The 22,282-nt window shown below is 71.7% G+C and carries 21 protein-coding genes; 6 read left to right on the forward strand and 15 right to left on the reverse strand.

All coding sequences use genetic code 11. The features are described from left to right. Positions 1-22 precede the first annotated feature (22 nt). Complete coding sequence (locus tag ACWD3H_RS01335; protein ID WP_451953629.1) at positions 23-760, forward strand: SDR family NAD(P)-dependent oxidoreductase; 738 nt, start codon at positions 23-25, stop codon at positions 758-760. A 461-nt stretch (positions 761-1,221) separates the two neighbouring features. Next, positions 1,222-2,055 (forward strand): IclR family transcriptional regulator, encoded by an 834-nt coding sequence (locus ACWD3H_RS01340; RefSeq protein ID WP_451953630.1) that lies wholly within the window; start codon positions 1,222-1,224, stop codon positions 2,053-2,055. A 35-nt stretch (positions 2,056-2,090) separates the two neighbouring features. Here ACWD3H_RS01340 and ACWD3H_RS01345 read toward each other — a convergent pair whose 3' ends face one another. From ACWD3H_RS01345 to ACWD3H_RS01400, 12 genes are all read right to left on the reverse strand, one after another. Beyond that, positions 2,091-2,282: a ferredoxin gene (locus ACWD3H_RS01345; RefSeq protein WP_355610991.1), complete on the reverse strand. Its 192-nt coding sequence runs from the start codon at positions 2,280-2,282 to the stop codon at positions 2,091-2,093. A gap of 102 nt (positions 2,283-2,384) precedes the next feature. After that, complete coding sequence (locus tag ACWD3H_RS01350) at positions 2,385-3,059, reverse strand: RraA family protein (protein ID WP_451953631.1); 675 nt, start codon at positions 3,057-3,059, stop codon at positions 2,385-2,387. Continuing rightward, positions 3,056-3,715 carry an RraA family protein gene (locus ACWD3H_RS01355; protein ID WP_451953632.1) on the reverse strand — a complete coding sequence of 220 codons (660 nt, stop codon included), beginning with the start codon at positions 3,713-3,715 and terminating at the stop codon, positions 3,056-3,058. Before ACWD3H_RS01355 ends, ACWD3H_RS01350 begins: the two co-directional genes overlap by 4 nt. Continuing rightward, complete coding sequence (locus ACWD3H_RS01360) at positions 3,708-4,106, reverse strand: RidA family protein (protein WP_451953633.1); 399 nt, start codon at positions 4,104-4,106, stop codon at positions 3,708-3,710. Before ACWD3H_RS01360 ends, ACWD3H_RS01355 begins: the two co-directional genes overlap by 8 nt. After that, positions 4,103-4,765 carry an RraA family protein gene (locus ACWD3H_RS01365; RefSeq protein ID WP_451953634.1) on the reverse strand — a complete coding sequence of 221 codons (663 nt, stop codon included), beginning with the start codon at positions 4,763-4,765 and terminating at the stop codon, positions 4,103-4,105. Before ACWD3H_RS01365 ends, ACWD3H_RS01360 begins: the two co-directional genes overlap by 4 nt. Further along, on the reverse strand, positions 4,762-5,841 hold the full coding sequence (locus ACWD3H_RS01370; RefSeq protein WP_451953635.1) for an amidohydrolase family protein: 1,080 nt from the start codon (positions 5,839-5,841) through the stop codon (positions 4,762-4,764). The genes ACWD3H_RS01365 and ACWD3H_RS01370 overlap by 4 nt, the downstream gene beginning before the upstream one ends. After that, positions 5,838-6,863 carry a DODA-type extradiol aromatic ring-opening family dioxygenase gene (locus ACWD3H_RS01375; protein WP_451953636.1) on the reverse strand — a complete coding sequence of 342 codons (1,026 nt, stop codon included), beginning with the start codon at positions 6,861-6,863 and terminating at the stop codon, positions 5,838-5,840. The genes ACWD3H_RS01370 and ACWD3H_RS01375 overlap by 4 nt, the downstream gene beginning before the upstream one ends. Before the next feature lie 75 nt (positions 6,864-6,938). Beyond that, positions 6,939-7,907: a PDR/VanB family oxidoreductase gene (locus ACWD3H_RS01380; RefSeq protein ID WP_451953637.1), complete on the reverse strand. Its 969-nt coding sequence runs from the start codon at positions 7,905-7,907 to the stop codon at positions 6,939-6,941. Next, a complete protein-coding gene (locus tag ACWD3H_RS01385; protein WP_451953638.1) occupies positions 7,891-9,081 on the reverse strand; it encodes a Gfo/Idh/MocA family protein in 1,191 nt (396 codons plus the stop codon). The genes ACWD3H_RS01380 and ACWD3H_RS01385 overlap by 17 nt, the downstream gene beginning before the upstream one ends. A gap of 10 nt (positions 9,082-9,091) precedes the next feature. Further along, on the reverse strand, positions 9,092-10,441 hold the full coding sequence (locus ACWD3H_RS01390; protein ID WP_451953639.1) for a Rieske 2Fe-2S domain-containing protein: 1,350 nt from the start codon (positions 10,439-10,441) through the stop codon (positions 9,092-9,094). Positions 10,442-10,513: 72 nt separating this feature from the next. Next, on the reverse strand, positions 10,514-11,296 hold the full coding sequence (locus ACWD3H_RS01395; protein WP_355611020.1) for a citryl-CoA lyase: 783 nt from the start codon (positions 11,294-11,296) through the stop codon (positions 10,514-10,516). Then, entirely contained in the window at positions 11,293-13,434 is a 2,142-nt protein-coding gene (locus ACWD3H_RS01400; protein ID WP_451953640.1) for an acetate--CoA ligase family protein, read from the reverse strand. The genes ACWD3H_RS01395 and ACWD3H_RS01400 overlap by 4 nt, the downstream gene beginning before the upstream one ends. Before the next feature lie 119 nt (positions 13,435-13,553). On the opposite strand from ACWD3H_RS01400, the gene ACWD3H_RS01405 reads away from it, so the two are divergent. From ACWD3H_RS01405 to ACWD3H_RS01420, 4 genes are all read left to right on the forward strand, one after another. Next, positions 13,554-13,754 (forward strand): hypothetical protein, encoded by a 201-nt coding sequence (locus ACWD3H_RS01405; protein ID WP_355619424.1) that lies wholly within the window; start codon positions 13,554-13,556, stop codon positions 13,752-13,754. Positions 13,755-14,867: 1,113 nt separating this feature from the next. Then, positions 14,868-15,968 carry an ABC transporter substrate-binding protein gene (locus tag ACWD3H_RS01410; RefSeq protein ID WP_451953641.1) on the forward strand — a complete coding sequence of 367 codons (1,101 nt, stop codon included), beginning with the start codon at positions 14,868-14,870 and terminating at the stop codon, positions 15,966-15,968. 121 nt (positions 15,969-16,089) lie between these two features. Beyond that, positions 16,090-16,872, forward strand: coding sequence for an ABC transporter ATP-binding protein (locus ACWD3H_RS01415; protein ID WP_451953642.1), 783 nt, complete (start codon positions 16,090-16,092; stop codon positions 16,870-16,872). A gap of 42 nt (positions 16,873-16,914) precedes the next feature. After that, entirely contained in the window at positions 16,915-17,784 is an 870-nt protein-coding gene (locus ACWD3H_RS01420) for an ABC transporter permease (protein WP_451953643.1), read from the forward strand. Positions 17,785-17,857: 73 nt separating this feature from the next. Here the strand turns inward: ACWD3H_RS01420 and ACWD3H_RS01425 are convergent, their stop codons facing one another. Genes ACWD3H_RS01425 through ACWD3H_RS01435 form a run of 3 tightly spaced genes read right to left on the reverse strand, consistent with a single transcriptional unit; the run spans position 17,858 to position 22,254 of the window. Continuing rightward, positions 17,858-19,042, reverse strand: a complete 1,185-nt coding sequence (locus tag ACWD3H_RS01425; protein WP_451953644.1) for an acyl-CoA dehydrogenase family protein — start codon at positions 19,040-19,042, stop codon at positions 17,858-17,860. 24 nt (positions 19,043-19,066) lie between these two features. Then, positions 19,067-21,406 (reverse strand): CoA transferase, encoded by a 2,340-nt coding sequence (locus ACWD3H_RS01430; protein WP_451953645.1) that lies wholly within the window; start codon positions 21,404-21,406, stop codon positions 19,067-19,069. A 14-nt stretch (positions 21,407-21,420) separates the two neighbouring features. Next, positions 21,421-22,254, reverse strand: coding sequence for an enoyl-CoA hydratase/isomerase family protein (locus ACWD3H_RS01435; RefSeq protein ID WP_386312169.1), 834 nt, complete (start codon positions 22,252-22,254; stop codon positions 21,421-21,423). Positions 22,255-22,282: the final 28 nt, after the last annotated feature.

Genomic DNA, 22,282 nt, shown 5'->3' on the forward strand with positions numbered 1-22,282 from the left:
GCTCGACAATGGAGGATTACTCGTGCCGGAATCAACGGGCACCGCGACACTGGTGACGGGCGGGGGCCGCGGAATCGGTAAGGCCATCGCCCTGGAATTCGCCTCGCGCGGTGATTCGCTCGTCATCGCCGACCTCGATCCGGACAATGCGCAGGCGGTCGCCGCGGAATGCGGTGAACGCTTCGGAGTGGCCGCCTCGGCCGTCCGCACGGACATCACGCAGCCGGATGACGTACGTTCTCTCATACAGTTCACGGTCGCCGAGTACGGGCGTATCGGAACCGTCGTGAACAGCGCCGGTGTTTTCCCGTTCGCACCCGCGCTGGACACCACGGACGAGATCTGGAACCTCGTCATCGGCGTCAATCTGACCGGCACGTTCACGGTGTGCCGGGAAGCCGCCCGGAGCATGGTGGAGACCGGTGGCGGATCCATCGTCAACATCGCCTCCGGCGCCGGTTCCATGGCCAATCCGAATCTCATCGCATATTCGGCCAGCAAGGCCGGGGTGCTCGGGATGAGCCGGGCGCTGGCAGCGGAACTGGCCCCGCTGATCCGGGTCAACGTGGTCTCGCCAGGCCCGACCCGGACCGAGGGGACCGCCCGGGCGGGTGCGCCGCTGGACACCTCCAGGATTCCGATGAAGCGGACCGGGGAGGTGGAGGAGATCGCCCACGCCGTCGCATTCCTGGCATCGGATGAGGCAAGTTTCATCACCGGCCAGACACTCCACGTCAACGGCGGCAAGTTCATGCCGTAGCGGCCGTTCCGGGAATCACCGGGCCGGGCGGCCCGGTGATTCCCGGAACCGGCGGGGTCGTTCGCCCCCACTCCGCGCTCGTACCCGGTCACCTGACGAAACGGTCGCTGCCGGGAAGTCCGGAAGATCCACCGCCGTAGCGGACCATGCCCCCGTCGCACGATCCGCGCGGGGCGGTGGATACGAAGAATTCGCGGACATCCGCCTATGCGGTGTTCTCCGGCGATGATTAGGCGCCCTCATCACGGTATCCTTGTCATGCTTCACACCGGCTGGCGCGCCATTCGGTCACCCGTGGCCGACGGCGCCCGGCGGCACCGGCGGCGGACGCGGTTTGCGGCTTTTCTACCTTTATCGCATGTCCGGCATTGATCATCCGATTGTCGCCTTCCGCCCGTTGGGTATCAGGGACGGATGTCGCGCAGCGCCTACGTGTGCGAAAACTGTGAGAGGGTTTGCCAATGGCACAGGCGGCGGAACCGGCCCTGTCCGGGGACACGGCCGCATCCGCGCGGCGCGGACGGCGGTCGCGCGGGGGGCCGGTGGAGGCCGGCGGCACCACCGTGCCCGCGGCGGCCCGGGCGATGGCGCTTTTCGAGATCTTCGCGCGGGAGAAGCGGGAGCTCACCAAGTCCGAGGTGGCCCGCCTGCTGGACATCCCGGAGAGCAGCAGCTCCGATCTGCTGAACACGCTGCACGAGCTGGGCTACGTGAGCCGCACCGCGACGACGCGGCGCTTCTACCCGACCGGCCGGCTGCTGGCCACCGCGACCGCCATCTCCGAGAACGACGCGCTGGCGGCGTTCGGCGCGGAGGCGAGCGGCCTGCTCGCGCAGCGCTCCGGGGAGACGGCCTCGTGCGCGGTGCTCACCGGGGACCGGATAAAGATCGTCGCGGTCTCGCAGGGCGGCCACCGGCTGCGGTACGTGGTGGAGGTCGGCGACACGTTCACGATCAACGGCACCGCGATCGGGAAGGCTCTGCTGAGCGGGCTCGACGACCATGACCTGAGTCGGCTGCTGCGTCTCAAGCCGCTCCCCCGGCTCACCGAGAACACCAAGACCAACCCCCGGGAGCTGGAGGAGGAGGTGCGCAGGCACCGCGAGCTCGGCTGGTTCCGGTCCGTCGACGAGGGCACGGTCGGCGTCAGCTCCTTCGCCGTCTCGGGTAGCGTCGGGGACGAGGTCGTCGGTCTGGGCATCATCGGCCCCTCCGACCGGATCCAGGCCGACGAGAGCCGGCTGCTCAAGATCGTCCTGGAGGTCCGCGACACCGTCTTCGGCCGCGGCGCCTGACCCGCCCAGGCGGGCGGGTCAGGGCGGGACGGTCGTCAGCCGGTGACCTGGATGGCACCGGTGGGACACTGCTCCTCGGCGTCGAGGACCAGGTCGCGCAGGGACTCGTCCGGCTCGGGCCGGAGCACCACGAGCTCGCTGTGGTTCTCGATCGCGAACACCTGGGGTGCCACGAACACACACGTGCCGGTGCAGACACACCGGTCCAGATCGACGCTGATTCTCATCTCACCCTGCCTTGTCTCGCAACATCAGCCCCGCTCCGGAAAACGGCCGGGCGGCGGTTCCACCACGGTCGCGGCGTCCCGGGGCCCGGGACGCCGACGGCCTCAGCGCCTCTTCTGGAGGCGGTGGTAGCCGACGTCCTCGCGGGCGGCGCGCAGCGAGCGGCCGTTCCGCACCGCATCGCGGATCCGCTCCTCGGCGTTCCGGATCTCCTCGGCGACGGCGACCACCTCGTGCACCCGGGACGCCGGGATGCACAGTACGCCGTCGCCGTCGCCCAGCAGCCAGTCGCCCGGCTCGACCCGGGCACCGCCGACGGACACCGGGCCGCCGATCTCCTCGACGCGCACCCGGTCCTTGCCGGTGCGCATCCAGTTGCCGCGGGAGAAGACCGGGTAGCCGGTGCTGACCGAGCGGTCGACGTCGCGGCACACGCCGTCGATGACGGTGCCCTCGACGCCGTTGCGGATCGCCGTGTAGGTCAGCAGGTCGCCCCAGACGGTGGCGTCCAGCCGGCCCTGGTTGTCCAGCACCACGACCTGGCCGGGGCCGAGGTCGTCGATGTAGTCGCCGACCGTGCCGGGATCGCGGCCCACCGGACCGTAGCGCAGCGTCCAGGCGCGGCCGGCCAGCCGGAACGAACGGTCCAGTGGCATGATGCCCAGGCAGTGCCCGGCGATGCCCAGCCGGTCCATCGCGTCGCTGACGTCGGTGCAGCTCAGCGCCTTGAGCGCGGCGGTGGTCGCGGTGTCGGCCGCGGTGGTCGTGGTGGTGCTCATCGGTTCTCCTGCAGCATCGTCTCGTAGCGGGCGCCCATCACCTGGGACACGGGCACGCCCGCCCTCACCTGTTCGGCCATCGCCCGTTCCCGCTCGGCGACCTGCTCGGCGGCGGCGAGGATCTCCCCGGCGCGCGCCGCGGGCAGGAACACCACCCCGCTGCCGTCGGCGATCACCAGGTCACCCGGGGCCACGCCGACCCCGCCGACCGTGATCGGGACGTTCCAGTCACGTTCGACCACGCGGCCCCGCGCGGTGACCGGGACGGCGGCGCGGGCGAACAGCGGCAGTCCCAGCTCGCGGCTCTCGTCGACGTCGCGGCAGGCGCCGTCCACGATCACCCCCTCGACGCCGCGGCCGACCGCGGCCAGCGAGAGGATGCCGCCCCAGCCGGACACGTCGGTCCGCCCGTGCTCGACCACGATGACGTCACCGGGCCCGGACGCCTCGACGGCGGCGGTGCCGAGATGCCGCCCGCTCGGCGGCGTGTCGGCCGCGTCGCCCAGCTGCACCGTGGTGACCCGTCCCGCGATGCGGCGGTGCCCGGTCAGCGGGGCCAGGCCCGGCACGGCCCCGGCCAGGCCCAGCCGGTCCATCGCGTCCGACACCGCGCAGGTGTCCAGCACGCCGAGCCGTGCCACCAGGTCGTCACCCATCCGTCTCTCCTTCCGTCACGTACGCCGTGGCCTCCAGCTGCACGAGCATCCCGCCCGGCAGGTCGTGCCGGATCAGGTGCCGAGCGGGCCGGGAGGCCGGGTCGGGGAACATCGCGACCCACTCCTCGTTCACCGCGGCCCGCACGTCGGCCGCGGCGAACACCGTCACGTGCAGCACGTCCCCGGTGGTGCCACCACCGGCCTCCAGCACGGCCCGCAGGTTGGCGAACGCGTGCCGGACCTGGCCGGGGACGTCCGCCGGCAGCTCGCCGGTCACCCGATCGACGCCGCGGACACCTCCGGTGGCCAGCAGCGGGCCGACCCGGGAGGCCGCCGGAATGGGGTTCGTCCCGTGCTCCAGGCCGGGGACGACGACGCTGCGCCGCCTCACGACTTCCCCTCGCCGGGCAGCCGGTAGACGTCCAGGCTGGTCTCGCCGGCGGCGAGCCTGTCGAAGATCTCCTGCTCGGCGGCCTCGCGTCCGGCCGCGGCCCGCACCGCCCCGGCGGCGTCCGCCGCGGGCAGCACCACGACGCCGTCGCCGTCGGCCACCACCAGGTCGCCGCGGTGCACGGTCACGCCGCCGATCCGGACCGGCGCGCCGACCGAGCCGTGGCCGTCCGGGTCCTTGCCGGTGCCGCGGATGCACAGCGACGGCGCGAACGCCGGGAAGCCGCGCTCGGCCATCTGGTCGCCGTCCCGGACGCCGCCGGAGGTGACCAGGCCGGCGATGCCGCGGTGCAGAGCCGCGACCGCCATGACCTCGCCCCAGTGACCGTACTCCAGCGGGTCGGACCCGTCACCGAAGGCCACCACCAGCACGTCGCCGGGCTCGGCCGCGTAGATGGCGCGGTGCAGCCACAGGTTGTCCCCGGGCGGGCTGAGCACCGGCAGTGCCGGGCCGGCCACCCGCATGCCGGGGCGGACCGGGCCGATCGCCGCGGGCAGCGCGCCGATCTTCCCGGCGGCCTCGTGCAGGGTGGCCGCGGGCAGCGCGGCGGCCTCCCGGACCAGCTCGGCGGTGACCGCTCCGGTCGTCGCGGCGGTCACCGGGCCAGCCTGGAGAAGACGCGGCGGGCGTTGCCCTCGTAGATCAGGGCGCGGTCCTCGTCCGTCAGGAAGCCGATGCGGTCGATGGTGTACTTGAAGTCCTCGAAGGAGCGGCCGGTCGCCGGGTTGATCGCGCCGCCGCTGCCGGGGCGCTCGGTGCCGAACAGGCAGCGGTCGGTGCCGACGGTGCGGAAGAGCAGCTCCAGCGAGTGGGAGCTGTGCACGTCGGTGTCGAACCACAGCTGCCGCAGCGCGTCGTCGAAGCTGGTCAGGTCGGCCGGGGCGTCCGGCAGCGGCTCGCCGTTCATCCCGGCGTGCTCCAGGTCGCGGAAGTACTGCGCGATGTGCTTCTTCTTGGTCGCCAGGTCCAGCCACCAGTGCGCGCGCCAGCGGCCGATCTGGTACGGGATGGAGCCGCCGCCGTGGCTGACGATGATCTTCAGGTCGGGGTACCGGTCGAACACCTCGGAGTGCACCAGCGAGGTGACCGCCAGGCTCTCCTCGGTGGCGAAGTGCTCGTCGTAGGTCTCCCGGCCGCGGCAGCCGGCGCTGTGGATCAGCGCGGGCACGTCCAGCTCGACCAGCTTGGCCCACAGCGGATACCAGTACGGGTCGGACAGCCGCGGCGACCGGCCGCCACCCTCGTCCGGGTCGGGGTTGAGCAGCACGCCGACGAAGCCCAGCTCGCCGATGGTGCGCTCCAGCTCGTCGAAGACGATCTCGACGGGCTGCCCGGTCACCTGCGGCAGCCCGGCCATGCCGCGGTAGCGGTCCGGGTGCAGCGAGACGGTGCGGTGGATGAGGTCGTTCTGCAGCTCCACCCAGAGCCGCACGTCCTTGACGACCGGGTGCGAGTGCATCAGCACGAACGGCCGCGGCGAGATGAGCTGGACGTCGGTGCCGACCTGGTCCATCAGCCGGACGCCCTTGTCGGCGGAGGCCGTGATCTCCTCGTCCCGGACGTACCGGTTCAGGTACCACTCCTTGGAGTGCTGGCCGTTGGATGCCTGCAGGACCGTGCGCACCGCGAAGACCGCGGGCGGGGTGATGAGGTGGCCGTGCGCGTCGATGATCACAGGGAGCTCCCGGGTGCGGAGGGGGCGGGCCGCCAGACGAGGAAGGCGAGCCCGATGCCGGTCCCGGCGGGGGTGCGCTGGACCGGGATGTACTCGGAGTCGGTCACGGTCAGGCCGTCGACCGCCCCGGCGGTCATGATCCAGTTGAGGATCTCGGAGTTGCCGGAGCGCAGGCCGGACGGCGGCAGCGCGCGCAGCGCGTCCACGTCCCCGGTCTCCAGGGCGGCCAGCAGCCGCCGGTCGAGGTCCTCGTCGACCGCGAAGTGGGTCAGCCCGCCGGAGGCGACCACGCCGACCCGCTGTCCGCCGGGCAGCGCGGCCAGGGTCCGGCCGATGACCTGCCCGATGTCGTAGCAGCGGCCGGGCCGCGGCACGTTGGGCGGGAAGTAGGTGTTGAGCATGACCGGCAGGATCGGGATCGGCCGGTCGCCGCAGAGCCGGTCGATGACGAAGCCGTAAGCGTGCCCGAAGCCGGCCCGGTGCGGGTCGGTCACCTCGCTGGCCACCGCGACGTCCACGCCCGCCTCGATCAGCCCCTCGATCAGGCCGTCGGCCAGGTCGGCGGCGACCGGATGGCGGTGCACCGCGTCCATTTTGTAGCCTTTGTTGGCTTCCTGGTACCAGCCGGGCAGGTTCGGGTTGACCTCGTTCTTCGGGTGCGTGACGATCTCCGGGCCGTTGTAGACGGCGATCGCCGGCATGTGCGCCCGGCTGAACAGCTCCTCCTGGTCGTCGCCGATGACGACCAGGGCGTCCAGCTCGGCCCCGGCGATGGCCGCGGCCAGCCGGTCCAGCGCCTGCTGCGCCTGCTGCGCCTGCTTCTCGAAGTTCTCCGGCACGGCCCGGCCGGCGTACCGGCCGCCGGTCTCCTCGGCCAGCTCCGCGTAGGACACCACCCGGCCGTCGGCCAGGTACAGCTCCTGCTTGCGGTGGTCGTCCTTGGCGCGTTCGGCCCACAGCGCGGGCTCGATGGCCAGCAGCGGGCTGTGCGAGGTGCCGATGCCCAGCACGATCTCAGCCACTCGTTCCTCCTTTTCGGCCTTGCCGGCCCAGCCGGCCCTGTCGGCTCGTCGGTCGCGGTCCGCCCGCGGACCCGTTCACAGCTCCAAGACGAGCCGGGCGCTCCTGCTGCCGGAGCAGCAGATCATCATGGTCTCGCCGGCCTCCCTTTCCTGGTCGGTGAGGATCAGGTCCCGGTGGTCGGGCGTGCCGGAGATCACCCGGGTCTCGCAGGAGCCGCAGACGCCCTCGCCGCACGAGTACGGCATGTCCACCCCGGCCTCCAGCACCGCGTCAAGGATGGTGGACCCCTCGGGGATGGTCAGCGTGATCCCGGTGCGGGTCAGCTCGACCTCGAAACCGCCCTCGGTGGCCACGTCGTCCTTGCCCGCGAAGTACTCCAGGTGGCGGCGCTCCGGCGGCAGCCCCGCGGTGGCCTTCTCGAACGCCTCCAGCATCGGCACCGGCCCGCAGCAGTACAGGTGCGCGGTGTCACCCACCGCGGCGACCACGGCCTCGATGTCCAGGAAGGCCCCGTCGTTCTCGTCGTCGACGTGCAATCGCACCCGGTCGGGCCGACCACCGGCCAGCCGGGCCAGCTCGTCCAGGAACGCCGCCTGGCCACGAGCGCGCACCGCCAGGTACAGCGTCCAGTCACGGCCGAGTGCGGCCAGCCGACGAACCATGCCGAGCATCGGCGTGATCCCGATGCCGCCGGCGATGAGCACGCTGTGCTCCGCGTCCTCGGCCAGCGGGAAGTTGTTGCGCGGCACGGACACCGTGATCGTTTCGCCCGCGTGCACGTTGGCGTGGATCCACTCCGAGCCGCCGCGGCTGTTCGGGTCGCGGTTGACCGCGACCACGTAGCGGTCGGTCTCGGCCTGGTCACCGCAGAGCGAGTAGCCGCGCACCAGGCCGTTGCCCAGGTGCAGGTCGATGTGGGCGCCGGCGGTGAACGGCGGCAGCGCCGCCCCGTCCGGGCTGCGGAACTCGTAGGAGAGGACCGAGTCGGCCTCCCAGCGCACCGCCTGCACACGGACCGTCAGGGGCTCAGCGGACTGGGACATGGGTGGACACCTCCTGGGTGCTGAGGAAGACCTCGCGCCGCTCGCGGGTGGATTCGGCGATGGCCAGGCAGGTCCGGACGGTCTCCCGGCCGAACGCGCCGTCGTGCTGGGCGGGCCGGTCGTGCACGACCGCGTCCACCAGTTCCTGCAGGACGTCTCCCCGGCCCGGCCACCACGGCGTCTGCGGCACGGCCAGCTGCTCGACGCCGCGGTCGGTGTAGGCGGTGACGCCGTCCGCCGAGCAGCGCAGATCGGCGCCGGCACAGGTGACCACCAGCTCGCCGAAGTGCGGCTGGTGCGGCGGGGGCAGCGGGGAGCGAGCGCCGTACCCGAAGTCGGCGGTGCGCGACCGCCGCTCCTGCTCGGGGGTGAGCCCGGCCAGCCGGAGCCGCGTGGCGCCGTGCGCGGGTGTCTTGGGCCCCCCGCCCTCGGCGATCCAGTCGTGCAGCTCGTCGCTGTCGAAGTGGTCGTAGCCGCTGTACACCAGGCTGGCGACGGCGCCGCCCTCGAACTCGATCAGCGCGGCGCACGCTCCCTCGGTGGGGCGGTCCGGGTCGAGCATGGCGGCGGTGGCGCGCACCGAGCGCACCGGCCGGTCGGCGACGGTGCGGGCGATGTCGACCTGGTGCGGGATCTGGTTGTACAGGATGCCGCCGCCGCGGGCGCTGTCCAGCTCCTCGGGACGGCGCGGCCGGTACAGGAAGTCGGTGTAGTTCCAGAGCGCGATCATGCCGAGCGGGCCGTACCCGCCGGAGCCGACCAGGTCCCGGATGAGCGCCACCGCCGGGTCGAACCCGTGGGTGTGCCCGACGACCAGGACCACGCCGGCCGCCCCGGCCGCCCCGATCATGGCGTCGCAGTCGGCGACCGTCAGCGCCATCGGCTTCTCGACGACGACGTGCTTGCCGGCCCGGGCCGCGGCGACGGTGTGCTCGCGGTGCAACTGGTGCGGCGTGGCCACGTACACCGCGTCCACGTCGGGCTGGGCCAGCAGCCCCTCGATGCCGGGATGGGCCGGCAGCCCCTCCGCGTCGGCGAACCGCTCCCTCAGCGCGGGGTCGGGGTCGGCCGCCCCCGCCAGCCGGATGCCCGGGTGGGTGCGGGCGGCCGACGCCATCACACCTCCGGCGAGGCCGAGCCCGACCAGGCCGAGCCCGAGCGTGCGTGCGCTCATCCGCCGGCCCCTACTCGACCGGGACCGGCCGGCACACGCCGGTCGCCCGGGTCTCCTCGCCATAGGCCGCCATGAACTCGTCGAAGCTCGCGATGGGGGTGAGCTTGCTGATCGCGCGGACGCCGAACGCGTCCGGGTCGGCGACGACGGCCGGTTCCACGCCCTTCTTCAGCGCGTCGGTGAGGTTGATCAGGATCCGCCGCGCGGCGACCACCGCCCGGTCGGAGCTGACCAGGTGCTCGGCGGACCGGTCGATGATGCCGGGGTCGGCGCCGCCGATGCTGCGCGAGTTCTCGGCGAGCGCCCGGTCCTGGTCGTGCACGCCCCAGATGCCGGTGAAGTTGACGGTGCGCTGCATCTCCCGGTCCAGCAGGTAGTCGTTCTCCTTGTTGGCGAGCGGGAGCCAGGTGTCGATCGCGTACCCGTCGGGCAGCACGTACCGGCCGCGTTCCATCCGCGGCGGGAACAGTGCGCCGCTGTTGTAGTAGGTGTCCAGTTCCTCCTGGCCGATGGGCTGGTCGACCCGGTAGCCGAAGGTGAAGACGGTGGTGTGGTTGTCGTCGACCGGCACCCAGGCCCGGCCGCCACCCGCGACGAAGTCGCCCGGCACCCGCGGGATGAGGCTGAACATCGGGAGGATGAACTGGGTGACCCGCCACAGGTATTGACCCTCGTGCTCGCGGCGGGCGCCGTAGACCAGGCCGTACTCGGTCTGCCGCAGCTCGATGTGCGGGGCGGCGTCGCTGGACATCTGCGCGCCGGTCGATTTCTGCTTGGTGGTGTTCTTGTCGAAGTCGCGGTGCAGCCAGCTGATGTGCGAGCTGTCGATCTCGCCCTCCATGCCCTGCGACCAGTTGGTGCGCTGCAGCCAGCGGGCGGCGAACGCGTGCTCGGCCGGGACGTTGGCGTACTCCAGTGCGGGGAACGGCGGCTGCACCTCCTTCGGCCCCATGTAGATCCAGACGACCCCGGCGCTCTCGTGCACCGAATAGGCGGTGATGCCCACATTCCTGCGGATGTCCGGGGCGCCGGGCGGCACGTTGGGCGTCTCCATGCACCGGCCGCCGGTGTCGAACTTCCAGCCGTGGTAGACGCAGCGCAGCCCGCCCTCCTCGTTGCGCCCGAAGAACAGCGGCGCCAGCCGGTGCGAGCAGTACGCGGCGACGATGCCGACCTTGCCGGCGGAGTCCCGGAACGCGACCAGGTCCTCGCCGAGGATGCGCAGCCGCACCGGGGGGCAGTCCGGCTCGGCGACTTCGGAGGTCAGCACCGCGGGCAGCCAGAACCGGCGGAACAACTCACCCATCGGCGTGCCCCGCCCCACCCGGGACAGGGTCTCGTTCATGTCAGTGCGCAGCATGGCGGCACTCCTCGGCGGCTCGGCGGCCCGGGTTCTCCACCCGGTCCGCGTTCCTCGTCAGGTCCGGACTCCTCATCGGGGGTCCCCGGGCAGCTTGTTCCGCTCGTCCTGGCGCAGCACCAGGTCCCACAGCTCCTGGCCGATCGGGGCCTGCTCGTCCTCGATGAGGTGGCCGAGCAGGCCGGCGCACCGGCCGACCAGGGCCAGGCCCCGAGCCAGGTGCAACGGCAGGTCCATGCTGAGCACCATGGCGCCGACCGCCCCGGCGGTGTTGGCGGGCAGCCGCCGCGAGTACACCGTGGAACTGGCCTCGTCCAGGGCCAGCAGTAGCCGCCAGTACCGACCGAAGTAGCCGTTACGTTCGGACACGGCGCGCAGCACCGGGATCCGCGGGTCGCCGTCGACGTGGATGTTGTGGCCGAGCCCGTACAGCGGCGCCCGGGCGGCCCGGCGCGCGGCGGCGAACTCGCGGGCGGTCTTGGCGACCTCCTCGTCCGAGCTGTCCTCGGTGAGGTCCCGGCCGGCCTCGCGGAGCATGACCGCCGCGTCCTGCATGGCGCCGAGGAACACGCTGCCGGCCCCGAGCAGGCCCGCCGCCACCGCCGCCTGCGGCGCCTCGGGGGCACCGAGGTAGGTGAGCCGGGCGGCCAGCGCGCTCGGGGTGAGCCCGTGGTCGGTGACGGTCACCATGATGGCGTTGAGCATGTCCTTCTCGTTGCCCTCGCACCGGCGTCCGATGGTGACGAGCAGGATCATGTCGACGAAGTCGATCTGCCCGATCAGCTCGTTCGCCAGGTCGTGGCCGCGGACGGTGATGCGGTCCGGGGTGGTCTGGCCGATTTCGGTCTTGATCACTGGGTTGCCTCCACGGACCCGGTGGTGACCAGCACCGCGTCCAGGGCGACGACGCCCTGTCCCGCGGGCAGCACCCGCACCGGGTTGAGTTCGAGTTCGTCCACGGCCGCGGCATTGGCCTCGACGAAGCGGGACACGTTGACCAGCAGGTCGACCAGGGCGTCCACGTCGCCGGGCTCGCCGCCGCGCACGCCGTGCAGCAGGGCGGCGCAGCGCGGCTCGTCGACGAGGGCGCGGGCCTGGTCCGGGGTGAGCGGCAGCAGCCGCCGGGACACGTCGCCGAACAGCTCGACCAGGACGCCGCCCAGGCCGAAGGTGACGACCTGGCCGAACACCGGGTCGCGGGAGACGCCGACCAGGACGTCCAGGCCGGCCGGGGCCATGGCCTCCACCAGCACGCCGCCGACCTCCGTATCCGGCCGGGCGGCCGGCACGGCCTCCCGGATCCGGTGGTAGGCCGCGCGGACCTGCCCGGCGTCGGCGAGGCCGACGGCGACGCCGCCGACGTCGCTCTTGTGCGTGATCTGCGCACTGACCACCTTGAGGACCACCGGGTACCCGACGCGCTCGGCGACGGCGACCGCCTCGTCCGCGGTCGCGGCGACTCCGGAGGCCGGGACGGGCACACCGTGCCGGCCCAGCAGTTCCTTGGCCGTCGGCTCGGTGTGCACGATCCGCTCGCCGCCGGACGGCGCGACACCGAGCGGACGCCACCCCTCCCGGTGGGTCCAGCGGCCCCGCTCGACCCAGCGGCGCAACGCCGCAGTGCCGTTGCGAACGCTGCGCACCGGGACCAGCCCGCCCTTGACCAGCTCGTCGTAGCCGGGGCCGAGCCGGTCGCTCATCCACACCGGCAGGATCGGCGTCTCGGTCTCCCGCTGGACCTGGGCGATGGACGCGCCGATCGCCTCGGTCAGCTCCTCGTAGTCGCAGGGGAACGGGTAGAGCACCAGGCCCACGTCGGGGTCGTCGGCGACGGCGCGCAGGCTCTCGTGGCCGATCTCGGTGCGGGTGAGGATGTCGGAGGTGGCGTCGACCGGATTGGCCACCGCGGCGTAGTCCGGCAGCACCTCGCGCACCCGGGCCAGCGTCTTGTCGGAGAACTCGGCCAGTTCCAGCCCGGCGTTGCCGACGGCGTCGGCGCCGAGCGCGCAGCCGCCGCCGGAGAACCCGTACACGGCGACCCGCTCACGCCCGGTGGGCCGCTTGCGGGCGAACAGCGCGGCGGTGTCGATCAGCTCGTCCATGTCGTCGACCTCGACGACCCCGGCCTGCCGGAACACCGCGCTGTTGACCTCGGCGGCGCCGGACAGCGAGCCGGTGTGCGAGGCGACGGCCCGGGCGCCGTAGTCGGAGCGGCCGACCTTCAGCGCGATGACCGGCTTGCCGCGCTCGGCGGCGTACAGCGCGGCGTCCACGAAGGCGGGGCCGTTCTTGACGCCCTCCATGGTGCTGGCGATGACGGTGATGGCGTCGTCGTCGGCGTAGTGGCGGATGAAGTCCGCGACGGTCAGGTCGACCTCGTTGCCGGTGGACGCCCACAGCCCGACGCCGACGCCGCGCTCCATGGCCTGCAGGAAGCAGCGGCCGATGCCGCCGCCCTGGGTGGCCAGGCCGATCGGGCCGGCGAACTGGTCCAGGTGGAACGACGGGGAGAACATCAGGCCGAGCCGCCGGTTCAGGTTGCACAGGCCCGGCGAATTGGGCCCGTAGATGCGCATCCCGGACTCGCGGCCGATCTGCGCCATCTCCGCCTCGGCCCGCTTGCCCTCCTCGCCCATCTCACCGAATCCGGAGGTGAAGACGATGGCGAACCGGGTCCCCTTCTGGGCGCACTCGCGCAGCACGGAGAGTGTCTGCGCGGCGGGGACGACCAGCAGGGCGACGTCGGGGGACTCCGGCAGGTCCAGCACGCTCTGGTAGCAGGGCAGGTCGTGGATGGTCCTCTTGGTCCGGCTGATCAGGTACGCCGTACCGGTGAAGTCCGAATGGTCGAGAAGGTTTGCGACTGTTCGTGAGCCAAGACTGCCCGGGCGGTCCGATGCTCCAATGATCGCCACAGACGAAGGGTTCACCAGCCGGGACAGATCCACCCGTCCGACCAGACCCGTGGCCGCCTCGATACCGACCGCTCCCATGCGCCACCCCGCTTCCATTTTCATGTTATTTCGTTGAATCTTACGAGATATCGCGACTCGAAGGCAATGAGTCGGACTCACCCGGCCACCGGACGGCCCCGCCGGACACACCCAGGCGCATGCCCAGGGCGGACTCCTCGGTCGCGGCGGAGCGCCCGAACTCGCACGAGCAGGCGGGCACGCCCGCCCACGTGACGGTGAGGCAGTGCTCGCAGCTGGTCACCAGCGGGGGAACCGGGCCGGCGGCGGGGTCCCCGAGGAGAGAGCGGGCGCTCATCGCGACCCCGCCCCGGCGGCTGCTGCGTCTACTGGCACGATGACCCCCCCAAGGATCTGCTACTGCGACCTTTCGTGATGCTACACGAAATTCCGTTGCTCGCGAGAGGCCTTGAAGCCGAAGGCCGGCCGCGATGGCCGTGGACGGTGAAACCTGCTTTGACGTGTGGAAAGCCACTCCCAGACCGGTCGGCCGATCCCAGCAGAGGCCCGTTCTCCCACCGGATGGCACTCCCAAGTACGGGATGCCGCGACCTACACCGGGATTACGGGACCTATCTATAAGGCCCAAAGGCGCCACCCCGCGGGGCGGCGAGAACCGGCCCCGGCGGGCGCCGGCCCCACGGGGATCCAGCGCCGGCGGGACGGGGTCACCCGCCGCGGAGCACGGGACCGGTCGCCGCGACTCGGGCGCCGAAACCGGCGCGGTCCGGACGGGCGCGGTCCGGACGGGCGCGGTCCGGACGGGCACAGGGCCCGGCGAGCGCGTCCGGCCCGCCAGGCCGCCCGTATCTGCAACCGACACGCCCGACTACGTCCCTTGCAGGCGTTTTATTACCATTTCGTCAAGACACGTAGTATTTCATCGCTATTTCGGGATACGCTACGGTACGTCGTTACCCAAGACAAGAGTGTCGGTACCACGGCGTACGACCGTCCGCCCGCCGCCGGCCCGTCCCGGAGTGGACAGAGCAGTCCACCGGCCCACCCCGGATCTCGGCCCGTCACCGCAGGACGGACCGGACAGCCAAGCGGGACACCGGATACGGTCCTCCGCAGAGACGAGGCCGCCGCATCCTTGACGCAGTGTGTCCCAGACCATATTTTTGCACGAAATACCGGCATATATTGTGAGATATCGAGATGCTCGATGAAGTATCTGACTGACCGGTAGCCGGACCTCCCGACCCGGTCGGCTCCGGCAACGCGAGGACGCCCGGACGTGTCACCGACACGGCCGCCCGCGACCGCGCCCCCAAAACGACAAGCCACCAGCCGACCATGAGCGCCGTACCGGCGGGCCAGCAGTGCCGCGCCGGTGTCAGGCGACTCCTGATCCCCCCGTCACCGAAATCCCGCCGTCACCCGGCCGTCATCTCCTCCCCAGCGATGAACGGCCTGCGGGATTGATCCGCAGCCCATGAGGAGGCTGAACGATGCGTCCCACCTTGAGGCTGATGGCAGTGGCGATGCCGCTGGCCCTCACCCTGGCCACCGCCGCCTGCGGCGGCGACTCCGGCGCCACAGAGAAGCGAGAGGTCAGCGCCTTCTCCGCCACGGGCGACGACGCCCTGGCCGCGCAGCTGAAGCCCAAGCCACTCGCCGAACGCAAGACCATCAAGATCGGCATCTCGTCGATCGTCGGCTCCTACGCCGCAGTCGCGCTCGCCGACAGCCTCGGGGAGTTCGAGAAGGAGAACATCCAGATCCGGTTCGAGTTCCTGCAGACGCAGGATGCGCTGGTCATGATGACGCAGGGCAACGTGGACGTGCTGGCCACCCAGGTCTCCCCCGGCCTGCTCAACCTCATCGCGTCCGGCGAGGACATCCGGATCGTGTTCCCCGGCGGCGGCCGGCCCGAGAGCACCGACCAGGGCCTGTACGTCAACAAGAGCATCTTCGGCGACAACGGGAAGTTCGACCTGACCGACCTCAAGGGCGTCAAGCTCGCCGGCCCCGGCGGCAACCGCCCCGCGCTGTGGGCCTCGCTGTTCGAGCACCTGAAGAGCAACAACGTCGCCATCGGCCCCAAGGACGTCGAGTGGCAGGACCTGACCTCAGCCGACTCGATCAACGCGCTGCGCAACGGCGCGGTCGGCGCCGCCTACGCCTCGACCCCGTACCAGAAGGTGGTGGCCGGTGACGCGTGCTGCGAGTTCGTCAAGGGCGCGATCGCCCCGACCACCGGTGTCTTCTACATGTTCGACGACCGCCTGATCAAGGACGACCGGGAGACCGGGCTGGCCTTCACCCGGGCGCTGGCCAGGACGACCCAGAAGTACCTGCTCAAGGACTACCGGCAGACCAAGGAGGTGGTCGCCGCCCTCGCCGCGGCGCAGAAGATCCCCGAGGACTCCATCCGCACCACCGAGCCCTCGGCCTTCGAGGCGGACTACAACGTGCACACCGAGAACGCCTCGATCTACCAGGGCTACTACCGCAGCATCGACAGCGGGCTGCTCCAGTACAAGGACGATCTCGGTGAGCAGAACCTCTTCAACACCTCCTTCACCGAGGAACTGAAGAACGCCGGCTGAGCCTGGCGGCGGGGTCCCGCTGCGGCGGGGCCCCTTTTTCACCTATCGGGCACCGGATGACGACGGCAGGGAGCGACCGCCGCCGGCCGGAAGAGCCGAGAACCGGAAGAGCGGAGAAGTCGTGAACGACAGTAGAGTCGCGGTACGCGGCGTGGAACGGGTGTTCGCATCCGGTGGTTCCAGCATCCAGGCCCTGGGCCCCATCGACCTCGACGTCAGGGACGGGGAGTTCCTCTGCATCGTCGGCCCGTCGGGGTGCGGGAAGTCCACCCTGCTGCGCATCATCGCCGGGCTGCTGAGCCCCAGCGCCGGCGAGGTGTCGCTGCGCAGCACCAGCGGGGAGGCCCCGCTGACCTCGGTGGTGTTCCAGGACTACAGCATCTTCCCGTGGAAGACCGTCGAGGCCAACGTCCGCTTCGGCCTGGACATCGCCAAGATCCCGGCGGCCGTGTCCGAGGAGCGGGTCTCCCGGTGGCTGACCCGGCTGGGCCTCGCGGACTTCGCGTCCGCCTACCCGTCCGCACTGTCGGGCGGTATGAAGCAGCGGGTCTCCATCGCCCGTGCCTTCGCGGTGGAGCCGCAGATCCTGCTCATGGACGAGCCGTTCGCCGCACTGGACGCGCAGCTGCGCCAGATCATGCAGGCCGAGCTGCTCGAACTCTGGCAGGAGGACCGCAGGACCGTCATCTTCATCACCCACAACCTGGACGAGGCGATCCTGCTCGGCGACCGGGTGATGGTGATGAGCTCCCGGCCGGGGTGCGTGGTGGCCGAGTTCGAGGTGCCGTTCGAGCGGCCCCGCTCGGCCGACATCCGCCGCAGCTCCGAGTTCGCGGAGCTGGAGGGCGAGATCTGGGACCAGTTGCGGTCCGCGATGGAGCCGCGCTCCCGGGTGTCCGCGTGAGCGGGCGGCCGAAAACCGTGGGGAAGTGAAGAGGTGGGAACGATGACCGACCTGGTACAGACGGAGAAGCGGGCGCGGACCGGCCAGGAGGGCGGTGGCACCGTCCTGCGCCGGCCGGACCTCGCCGAGCGCGACCCCGTCCGGTTCCAGCGGCGCCGGGTCCTGGTCGACAACCTGCTGCGGTTCGGCACGCCCGTCCTCATCCTCGCCGTATGGCAGGCGATCTCCAGCAGCGGGCTGGTCGACCAGCGGTTCTGGCCGCCGCCGAGCGAGATCGTGGTCTCCTTTGTCGAGCTGGTCTCCTCCGGCCTGGTGATCGAGGCGGCGGCCAGTACGCTCCAGGTGCTCATACTGGGCTACCTGGGCGGATCGCTGGCCGGCATCCTGCTCGGCGTGCTGCTCGGCAGCATCCGCAAGCTGCGCACCGCCATCGAGCCGATCATCAGCGCTCTGTACACCGTGCCCAAGCTCGCGGTGCTCCCGCTGCTGCTGATGGTCTTCGGGCTGGGCATGACCCCGAAGGTGCTGCTGGTGGCGTTCGGTGTCTTCTTCATCGTGGTGATCTCCACCATGTCCGCGGTGGCCGGCATCCCCGAGGGCTACCTGGAGCCGGCCCGGTCCTTCGGGGCGAGCCGGCTGCAGACGTTCCGGCACGTGACCCTGCCGGCGATGGTGCCCGAGGTGTTCACCTCGCTGCGCATCGCCATCGGGACCGCGGTGCTGCTGGTCATCGGCATCGAGTTCGTGCAGGGCCGGGACGGCCTGGGCTTCCTCATCTGGAATTCCTGGCAGGTGTTCCTGGCGGACCGGATGTACGCGGGCATCGTGACGGTGTCGCTGATCGGCGTCGCGCTGCAGTCCGCGGTCACCTGGATCGGCCGCCGCGTCGCCCCCTGGGCCCCGCGCCGTTAGCGCGCCCCGCGGACACGGAGAAGGCCGCCGTCCCCGAGAGGGGACGGCGGCCTTCTCCGTGTCCGCAGCCAGGTCAGAGGTCGCGGGCGATGGACTGCTTCATGATCTCCGAGGTCCCGGCGTAGATCCGCAACACCCGGTTGGAGGTGTAGATCCGCGAGATGGGCGTCTCGTCCATGAAGCCCATGGCGCCGAACAGCTGCACGCACCCGTCGACGACCCGGTTGGACATCTCGCACAGCCACAGCTTGCCGACGGACCCCTCGGTGGCGGTGGCGACGCCGCTGCGCACCTTGCGCACCATCTCATGCAGGTACGCCCGGCCGACCTCGATCTCGCTCTTCATGCCGGCCAGCGCGAACTTCGTGTTCTGGAACTCGAACAGCGGGCTGCCGAACACGACGCGCTGCTTGACGTACTCCACCGTCTGCTGGAACGCCAGCTCGGCCTGACCGAGGGCGCGGAAGCCGATCTGCAGCCGGTCCAGCGCCAGCGAGCCCATCATGATCCGCATCGCGCCGCCCTCACCGCCCAGCACGTGCGAGGCCGGGATGCGCACCCGATCGAAGTGCAGCTCGGCGGTGTTGCCGGCCGGGAAACCGGTGGTGGCCAGCTTCCGGCGGGTCACCCCGGCCATCTCGGGCGTGACCAGGAACATGGTCAGGCTGCGCCCGCGCCGCTCCTTCGACGTCTTGGCCACCACGTACAGCATGTCCGCGATGTCGCCGTTGGTGATGTACGTCTTGTCACCGGACAGCAGGTAGTCGTCACCGTCTCGCTCCGCGAAGCTGCGCATGGCCAGCACGTCGCTGCCCGCGCCCGACTCGGTGATGGCCATCGACTGGATGGCCTCCCCGGCCAGGATCCGCGGTGCCCACTCCCTGGCCAGCTCCGGCGACGCGCCGTCCAGGAAGGCACTGGTGGCGAGGTCGGTGCAGTACAGGCTGCCCACGGTGCCGTAGCACTGCGAGCGGGCGATCTCGTAGGAGAGGATGACATTGGCGATGGGGCTCGCGCCGGGGCCGCCGTACTCCTCGGGGATCACCGCGCCCAGGATGCCTGCGCGGCCGGCCGCCCGCCACGCCGCGTGCCGGGACGCGCTGTCGGTGCCCAGCTGGTGGAAGGTGGGCTCGATCTCCTTGTCGAGGAAGGACCGGACAGTCTGCCGGTACAGTTCCTCCTCCTCGTCGAACGGCGCGTGGTAGGCCAGCTCGGGCGCGACCGACGGACCGTCGAACGCTCCGAAGTCAGCGGTCATGGTGAAACTCCTCGGTTGGGGATGTCATCGGACGACACCGGTCCGCAGCAGTTCCTCGGCCTCGGCGCCGGTGTAGCCGAGTTCGGCGAGGACCTGCCGGGTGTGTGCGCCATAGCCGGGGCTGCCGGGCAGGCCGTCGGCCGGGGTCTCGGTACGGGAGAAGGAGACCAGCGGGCCGAGGCAGCCGGTCAGCCTGCCGTACCGGTCGTCGGCACGGTCGGCGAGCAGGCGCGCGACGGCGGGGTCGCGCTCCGCGCCGTCCGGCCCGGCCCGTTCCACCCGCTCCAGCTCTGCCAGGCCGTCGGTGCGGCACTCCTCGGCCCAGACACCCGCCTCCGCCAGGGCGGCGAGCAGATCCGCGGCGGCGCGCCCGGCGCAGGCCTCGTCGAAGCGGGCCGCGACCGCACCGTCCCAGGCGGCGCGCGGCAGCGGCGGCTCCCCGGGCAGCATGACCCGCCACACGGCCAGCGCGGCCTCCTCGGTGCGCGCGGCGATCGCGATCCAGCCGTCCGCGGCCCGGTACAGCCGCTCTCCGGGGTGCACGCCCTGCAGTGCCCCGTCCAGCGGCGGCGCCCCGCGCAGCGTACCGTCGGCCTCCCGCAGCAGGTCGGACAGCAGGAACATGCCGGCGTTGAGCAGGCTGACCCACATGTCTCCGGCCCGGCCCGCGGTCCGGCGCCCGTGCAGCGCCATCAGCACGGCGACCGCGCCGAGTGTGCCGGACACGTAGTCCAGGTAGGGCGTCCTGATCCACAGCGGCGGGCCGTCCGGGCCGCCGGCGCGGCGTTCCAGGCCGAGCAGCGCCTGGATGACCATGTCGAAGCCGGGTGCGTCGGCCCGAGGACCGGTCGGCCCGAACGCGAACGCCTGAAGGGTCACCGCGTCCGGCCTGACCGCGCGCACCGCCTCGGGCGAGACGCCCATCCGCTCGGCCGCTTTGGGGCGCAGGTTGTGCATGACCACGTCGGCGCGGGCCAGCAGGCGGCGCAGCACCTCGGCCCCCTCGGGGGCCTTCACGTCGACCGCCACGGCCCGCTTGCCCACGTGCGCGGCCAGGAAGTGCCGTTGCAGGCCGCGGTTGGGGTCGCCGCCGAGCGACTCGACCTTGAGCACGGAGGCACCGAGGTCGGCGAGCAGCCGGCTGGCGAACGGGCCGGCCACGTAGGAGCCGAAGTCGAGGACGGTCACACCGGCCAGCGGCGGCCCGCCTCCGGTAGGGCCGGTCGCCACCGGACCATCCGTCTCCGCGGGAGCGGGCGCCGAACCGAGGGAGCCGATCACGTTTCCGGTCCCGGTGGTCCCGCCCCGGTCGACCAGCAACCCGTTGGCGGCGAGCTGCTCGTCGTCCAGGAACTCGCCCAGGTCGAGCACGGGCGCCGCGGGCAGCCCCTCGGCCTCGGCCGCGGCCAGGATGCCGGCCCGGTCCAGCTTCGCCACGTGCGCCGCGATCAGCGGCCGATCGCCGAAGTAGGTGTCCGGTGAGGCGCCCACCCGGGGGATGCCCCTGTCTGCCGGGTCGACCGGCACGTCGATGCCGAGGATCCGGTACAGCTTGGCCACCGCCGACGGCACACCCATCACGAACTGCACGTGGCCGCCGTCGGCGCACTGGAAGATCAGGTGCTTGACGTCCTTCGGGGTGACCTTGCCGAACTCGGCGTCCGGCCGCTCGGCCCGCATCCAGAACGGCATCATGAACAGCGCCGCCCCCTGCTGGAGGGAGGCGCCCACCACCTGGCCGCGCCCACTGCCGGCCCGCTCCAGCAGCGCCGCCCACACCCCGAGTGCGGCCAGCATGGCCTGCCCGTAGGTGGGGAACGGCACGGCGAAGTACAGTGGCCGGCCGCTGAAGTGCTCGGCGACCATCCCGGTGCGGGCCTGCACCAGCAGGTCCACCGCAGGTGCGCCCGGCGCGTGCCCGGCGGCGTAGCCGGTCAGGTGCGCCACGACGAGCCGCGGGTACCGGTCGGCGAGGTCCGCGGCGTCGTGCCGCGGGGTGACCGCCGGGTGATCCTCGCCGCCGACCAGGCACACGTCGGCCCGTGCCAGCAGGGCATCCAGCTCGGCCGGGTCCGCCGGGACGGTCACCGACCGCCAGCCACGGTGCGCCGGATAGACCTCGTCGAAGACCTCGTCGCCGGGCGGGGCGACCCGGTGCACGACCGCTCCGGCGTCGGCGAGCAGCGTGCTCACCAGTGCCGCGGCCATCCCGGTGCCCAGATCGACGACGCGCAGCCCGTGCCCCGGCAGCCCGCCGCCGGACGCCGCCGAGCCCGCGCCGCCACGTCCGGGATTCCCGTCGGCGGGCGCCCGGTCTCCGCGCCCCCCGGGGGCGTGGCCGCCGGAGGGGTGCTCGGTGCTCATCCGGTCCTGCCCGCTCACCTGGCCTGGAACTTCGGCAGGCGCTTCTCGGCGAAGGCCCGGCCGGCCTCGCGGAAGTCCTCGGTGAGGTCGAGCCGGGACAGCTGCATCTGCTCGTCCAGCGCGGTCGCGATCGGCACCCACTGCTTTCGGGTCACCCGCACCGCGTCCCGGGTGGCCAGCGGCGGCGCCTTGAGCACCTCGCGGGCCAGTTCCTCGGCGGCCTTCAGGTGCTCGCCCGCCGGGACCAGCCGGTTGACCAGGCCGAGCCGGTGCAGTTCCTCGGCCTTGATCCGGCGACCGGTGATGAGCATCTCCGAGGCGAGCTTCGACGGCATGAAGGTCTTGATCTTGGCCCAGGTGCGCGAGCCGGACATGCCGGTCGTGGTCTCGCTGATGGCGAACTGGGCGTCCTCGGCGGCCACGATCATGTCGCACTCGGCGGCCAGGTGCGCGCCGCCGCCCAGCACGTAGCCGTGCACCGCCGCGATGACCGGCTTGTAGTTGGCCGTCCGGCCCAGCCAGCCCTCGCCACCGGTGCCGCGCAGGTGCTGAGCGCCGCCGACATGGCCACTGCGCACCGCCTCCAGCGCCTTGGCCTTGCGGGTGGCGTCGTCGGCGCCGAACGAGAACGAGCTGTGCTCCTTGACATCGAGCCCGGCGCAGAACGCCCGGCCCTCACCGTGGATGATCAGAACCCAGAGGTCGTCGTCCAGGTCGAATTCCAGCAGTGCGGTGCGGATCTCGGACTCCAGCTCGTCGCTGAGCGCGTTGAGCCGCTCGGGGCGGTTCAGCTTCAGGTAGGCCAGACGCCCGTCGGCGGTGAACTCGATGGTCTTGTACGCGGTCATGCGGTCATACCGTCCTTGAAATCGTGCT

The organism is Streptosporangium sp. NPDC002607 (genome assembly GCF_053592655.1).

What these genes read in the sequence shown, in the direction of transcription:
- ACWD3H_RS01435 (WP_386312169.1), bottom strand. Translation starts at nt 22,254, where the DNA reads ATGACCGCGTACAAGACCATCGAGTTCACCGCCGACGGGCGTCTGGCC.
- ACWD3H_RS01340 (WP_451953630.1), top strand. Translation starts at nt 1,222, where the DNA reads ATGGCACAGGCGGCGGAACCGGCCCTGTCCGGGGACACGGCCGCATCC.
- ACWD3H_RS01380 (WP_451953637.1), bottom strand. Translation starts at nt 7,907, where the DNA reads ATGTCCCAGTCCGCTGAGCCCCTGACGGTCCGTGTGCAGGCGGTGCGC.
- ACWD3H_RS01355 (WP_451953632.1), bottom strand. Translation starts at nt 3,715, where the DNA reads ATGGGTGACGACCTGGTGGCACGGCTCGGCGTGCTGGACACCTGCGCG.
- ACWD3H_RS01425 (WP_451953644.1), bottom strand. Translation starts at nt 19,042, where the DNA reads ATGACCGCTGACTTCGGAGCGTTCGACGGTCCGTCGGTCGCGCCCGAG.
- ACWD3H_RS01420 (WP_451953643.1), top strand. Translation starts at nt 16,915, where the DNA reads ATGACCGACCTGGTACAGACGGAGAAGCGGGCGCGGACCGGCCAGGAG.
- ACWD3H_RS01405 (WP_355619424.1), top strand. Translation starts at nt 13,554, where the DNA reads ATGCCCAGGGCGGACTCCTCGGTCGCGGCGGAGCGCCCGAACTCGCAC.
- ACWD3H_RS01410 (WP_451953641.1), top strand. Translation starts at nt 14,868, where the DNA reads ATGCGTCCCACCTTGAGGCTGATGGCAGTGGCGATGCCGCTGGCCCTC.
- ACWD3H_RS01385 (WP_451953638.1), bottom strand. Translation starts at nt 9,081, where the DNA reads ATGAGCGCACGCACGCTCGGGCTCGGCCTGGTCGGGCTCGGCCTCGCC.
- ACWD3H_RS01390 (WP_451953639.1), bottom strand. Translation starts at nt 10,441, where the DNA reads ATGCTGCGCACTGACATGAACGAGACCCTGTCCCGGGTGGGGCGGGGC.
- ACWD3H_RS01430 (WP_451953645.1), bottom strand. Translation starts at nt 21,406, where the DNA reads ATGAGCACCGAGCACCCCTCCGGCGGCCACGCCCCCGGGGGGCGCGGA.
- ACWD3H_RS01350 (WP_451953631.1), bottom strand. Translation starts at nt 3,059, where the DNA reads ATGAGCACCACCACGACCACCGCGGCCGACACCGCGACCACCGCCGCG.
- ACWD3H_RS01400 (WP_451953640.1), bottom strand. Translation starts at nt 13,434, where the DNA reads ATGGGAGCGGTCGGTATCGAGGCGGCCACGGGTCTGGTCGGACGGGTG.
- ACWD3H_RS01345 (WP_355610991.1), bottom strand. Translation starts at nt 2,282, where the DNA reads ATGAGAATCAGCGTCGATCTGGACCGGTGTGTCTGCACCGGCACGTGT.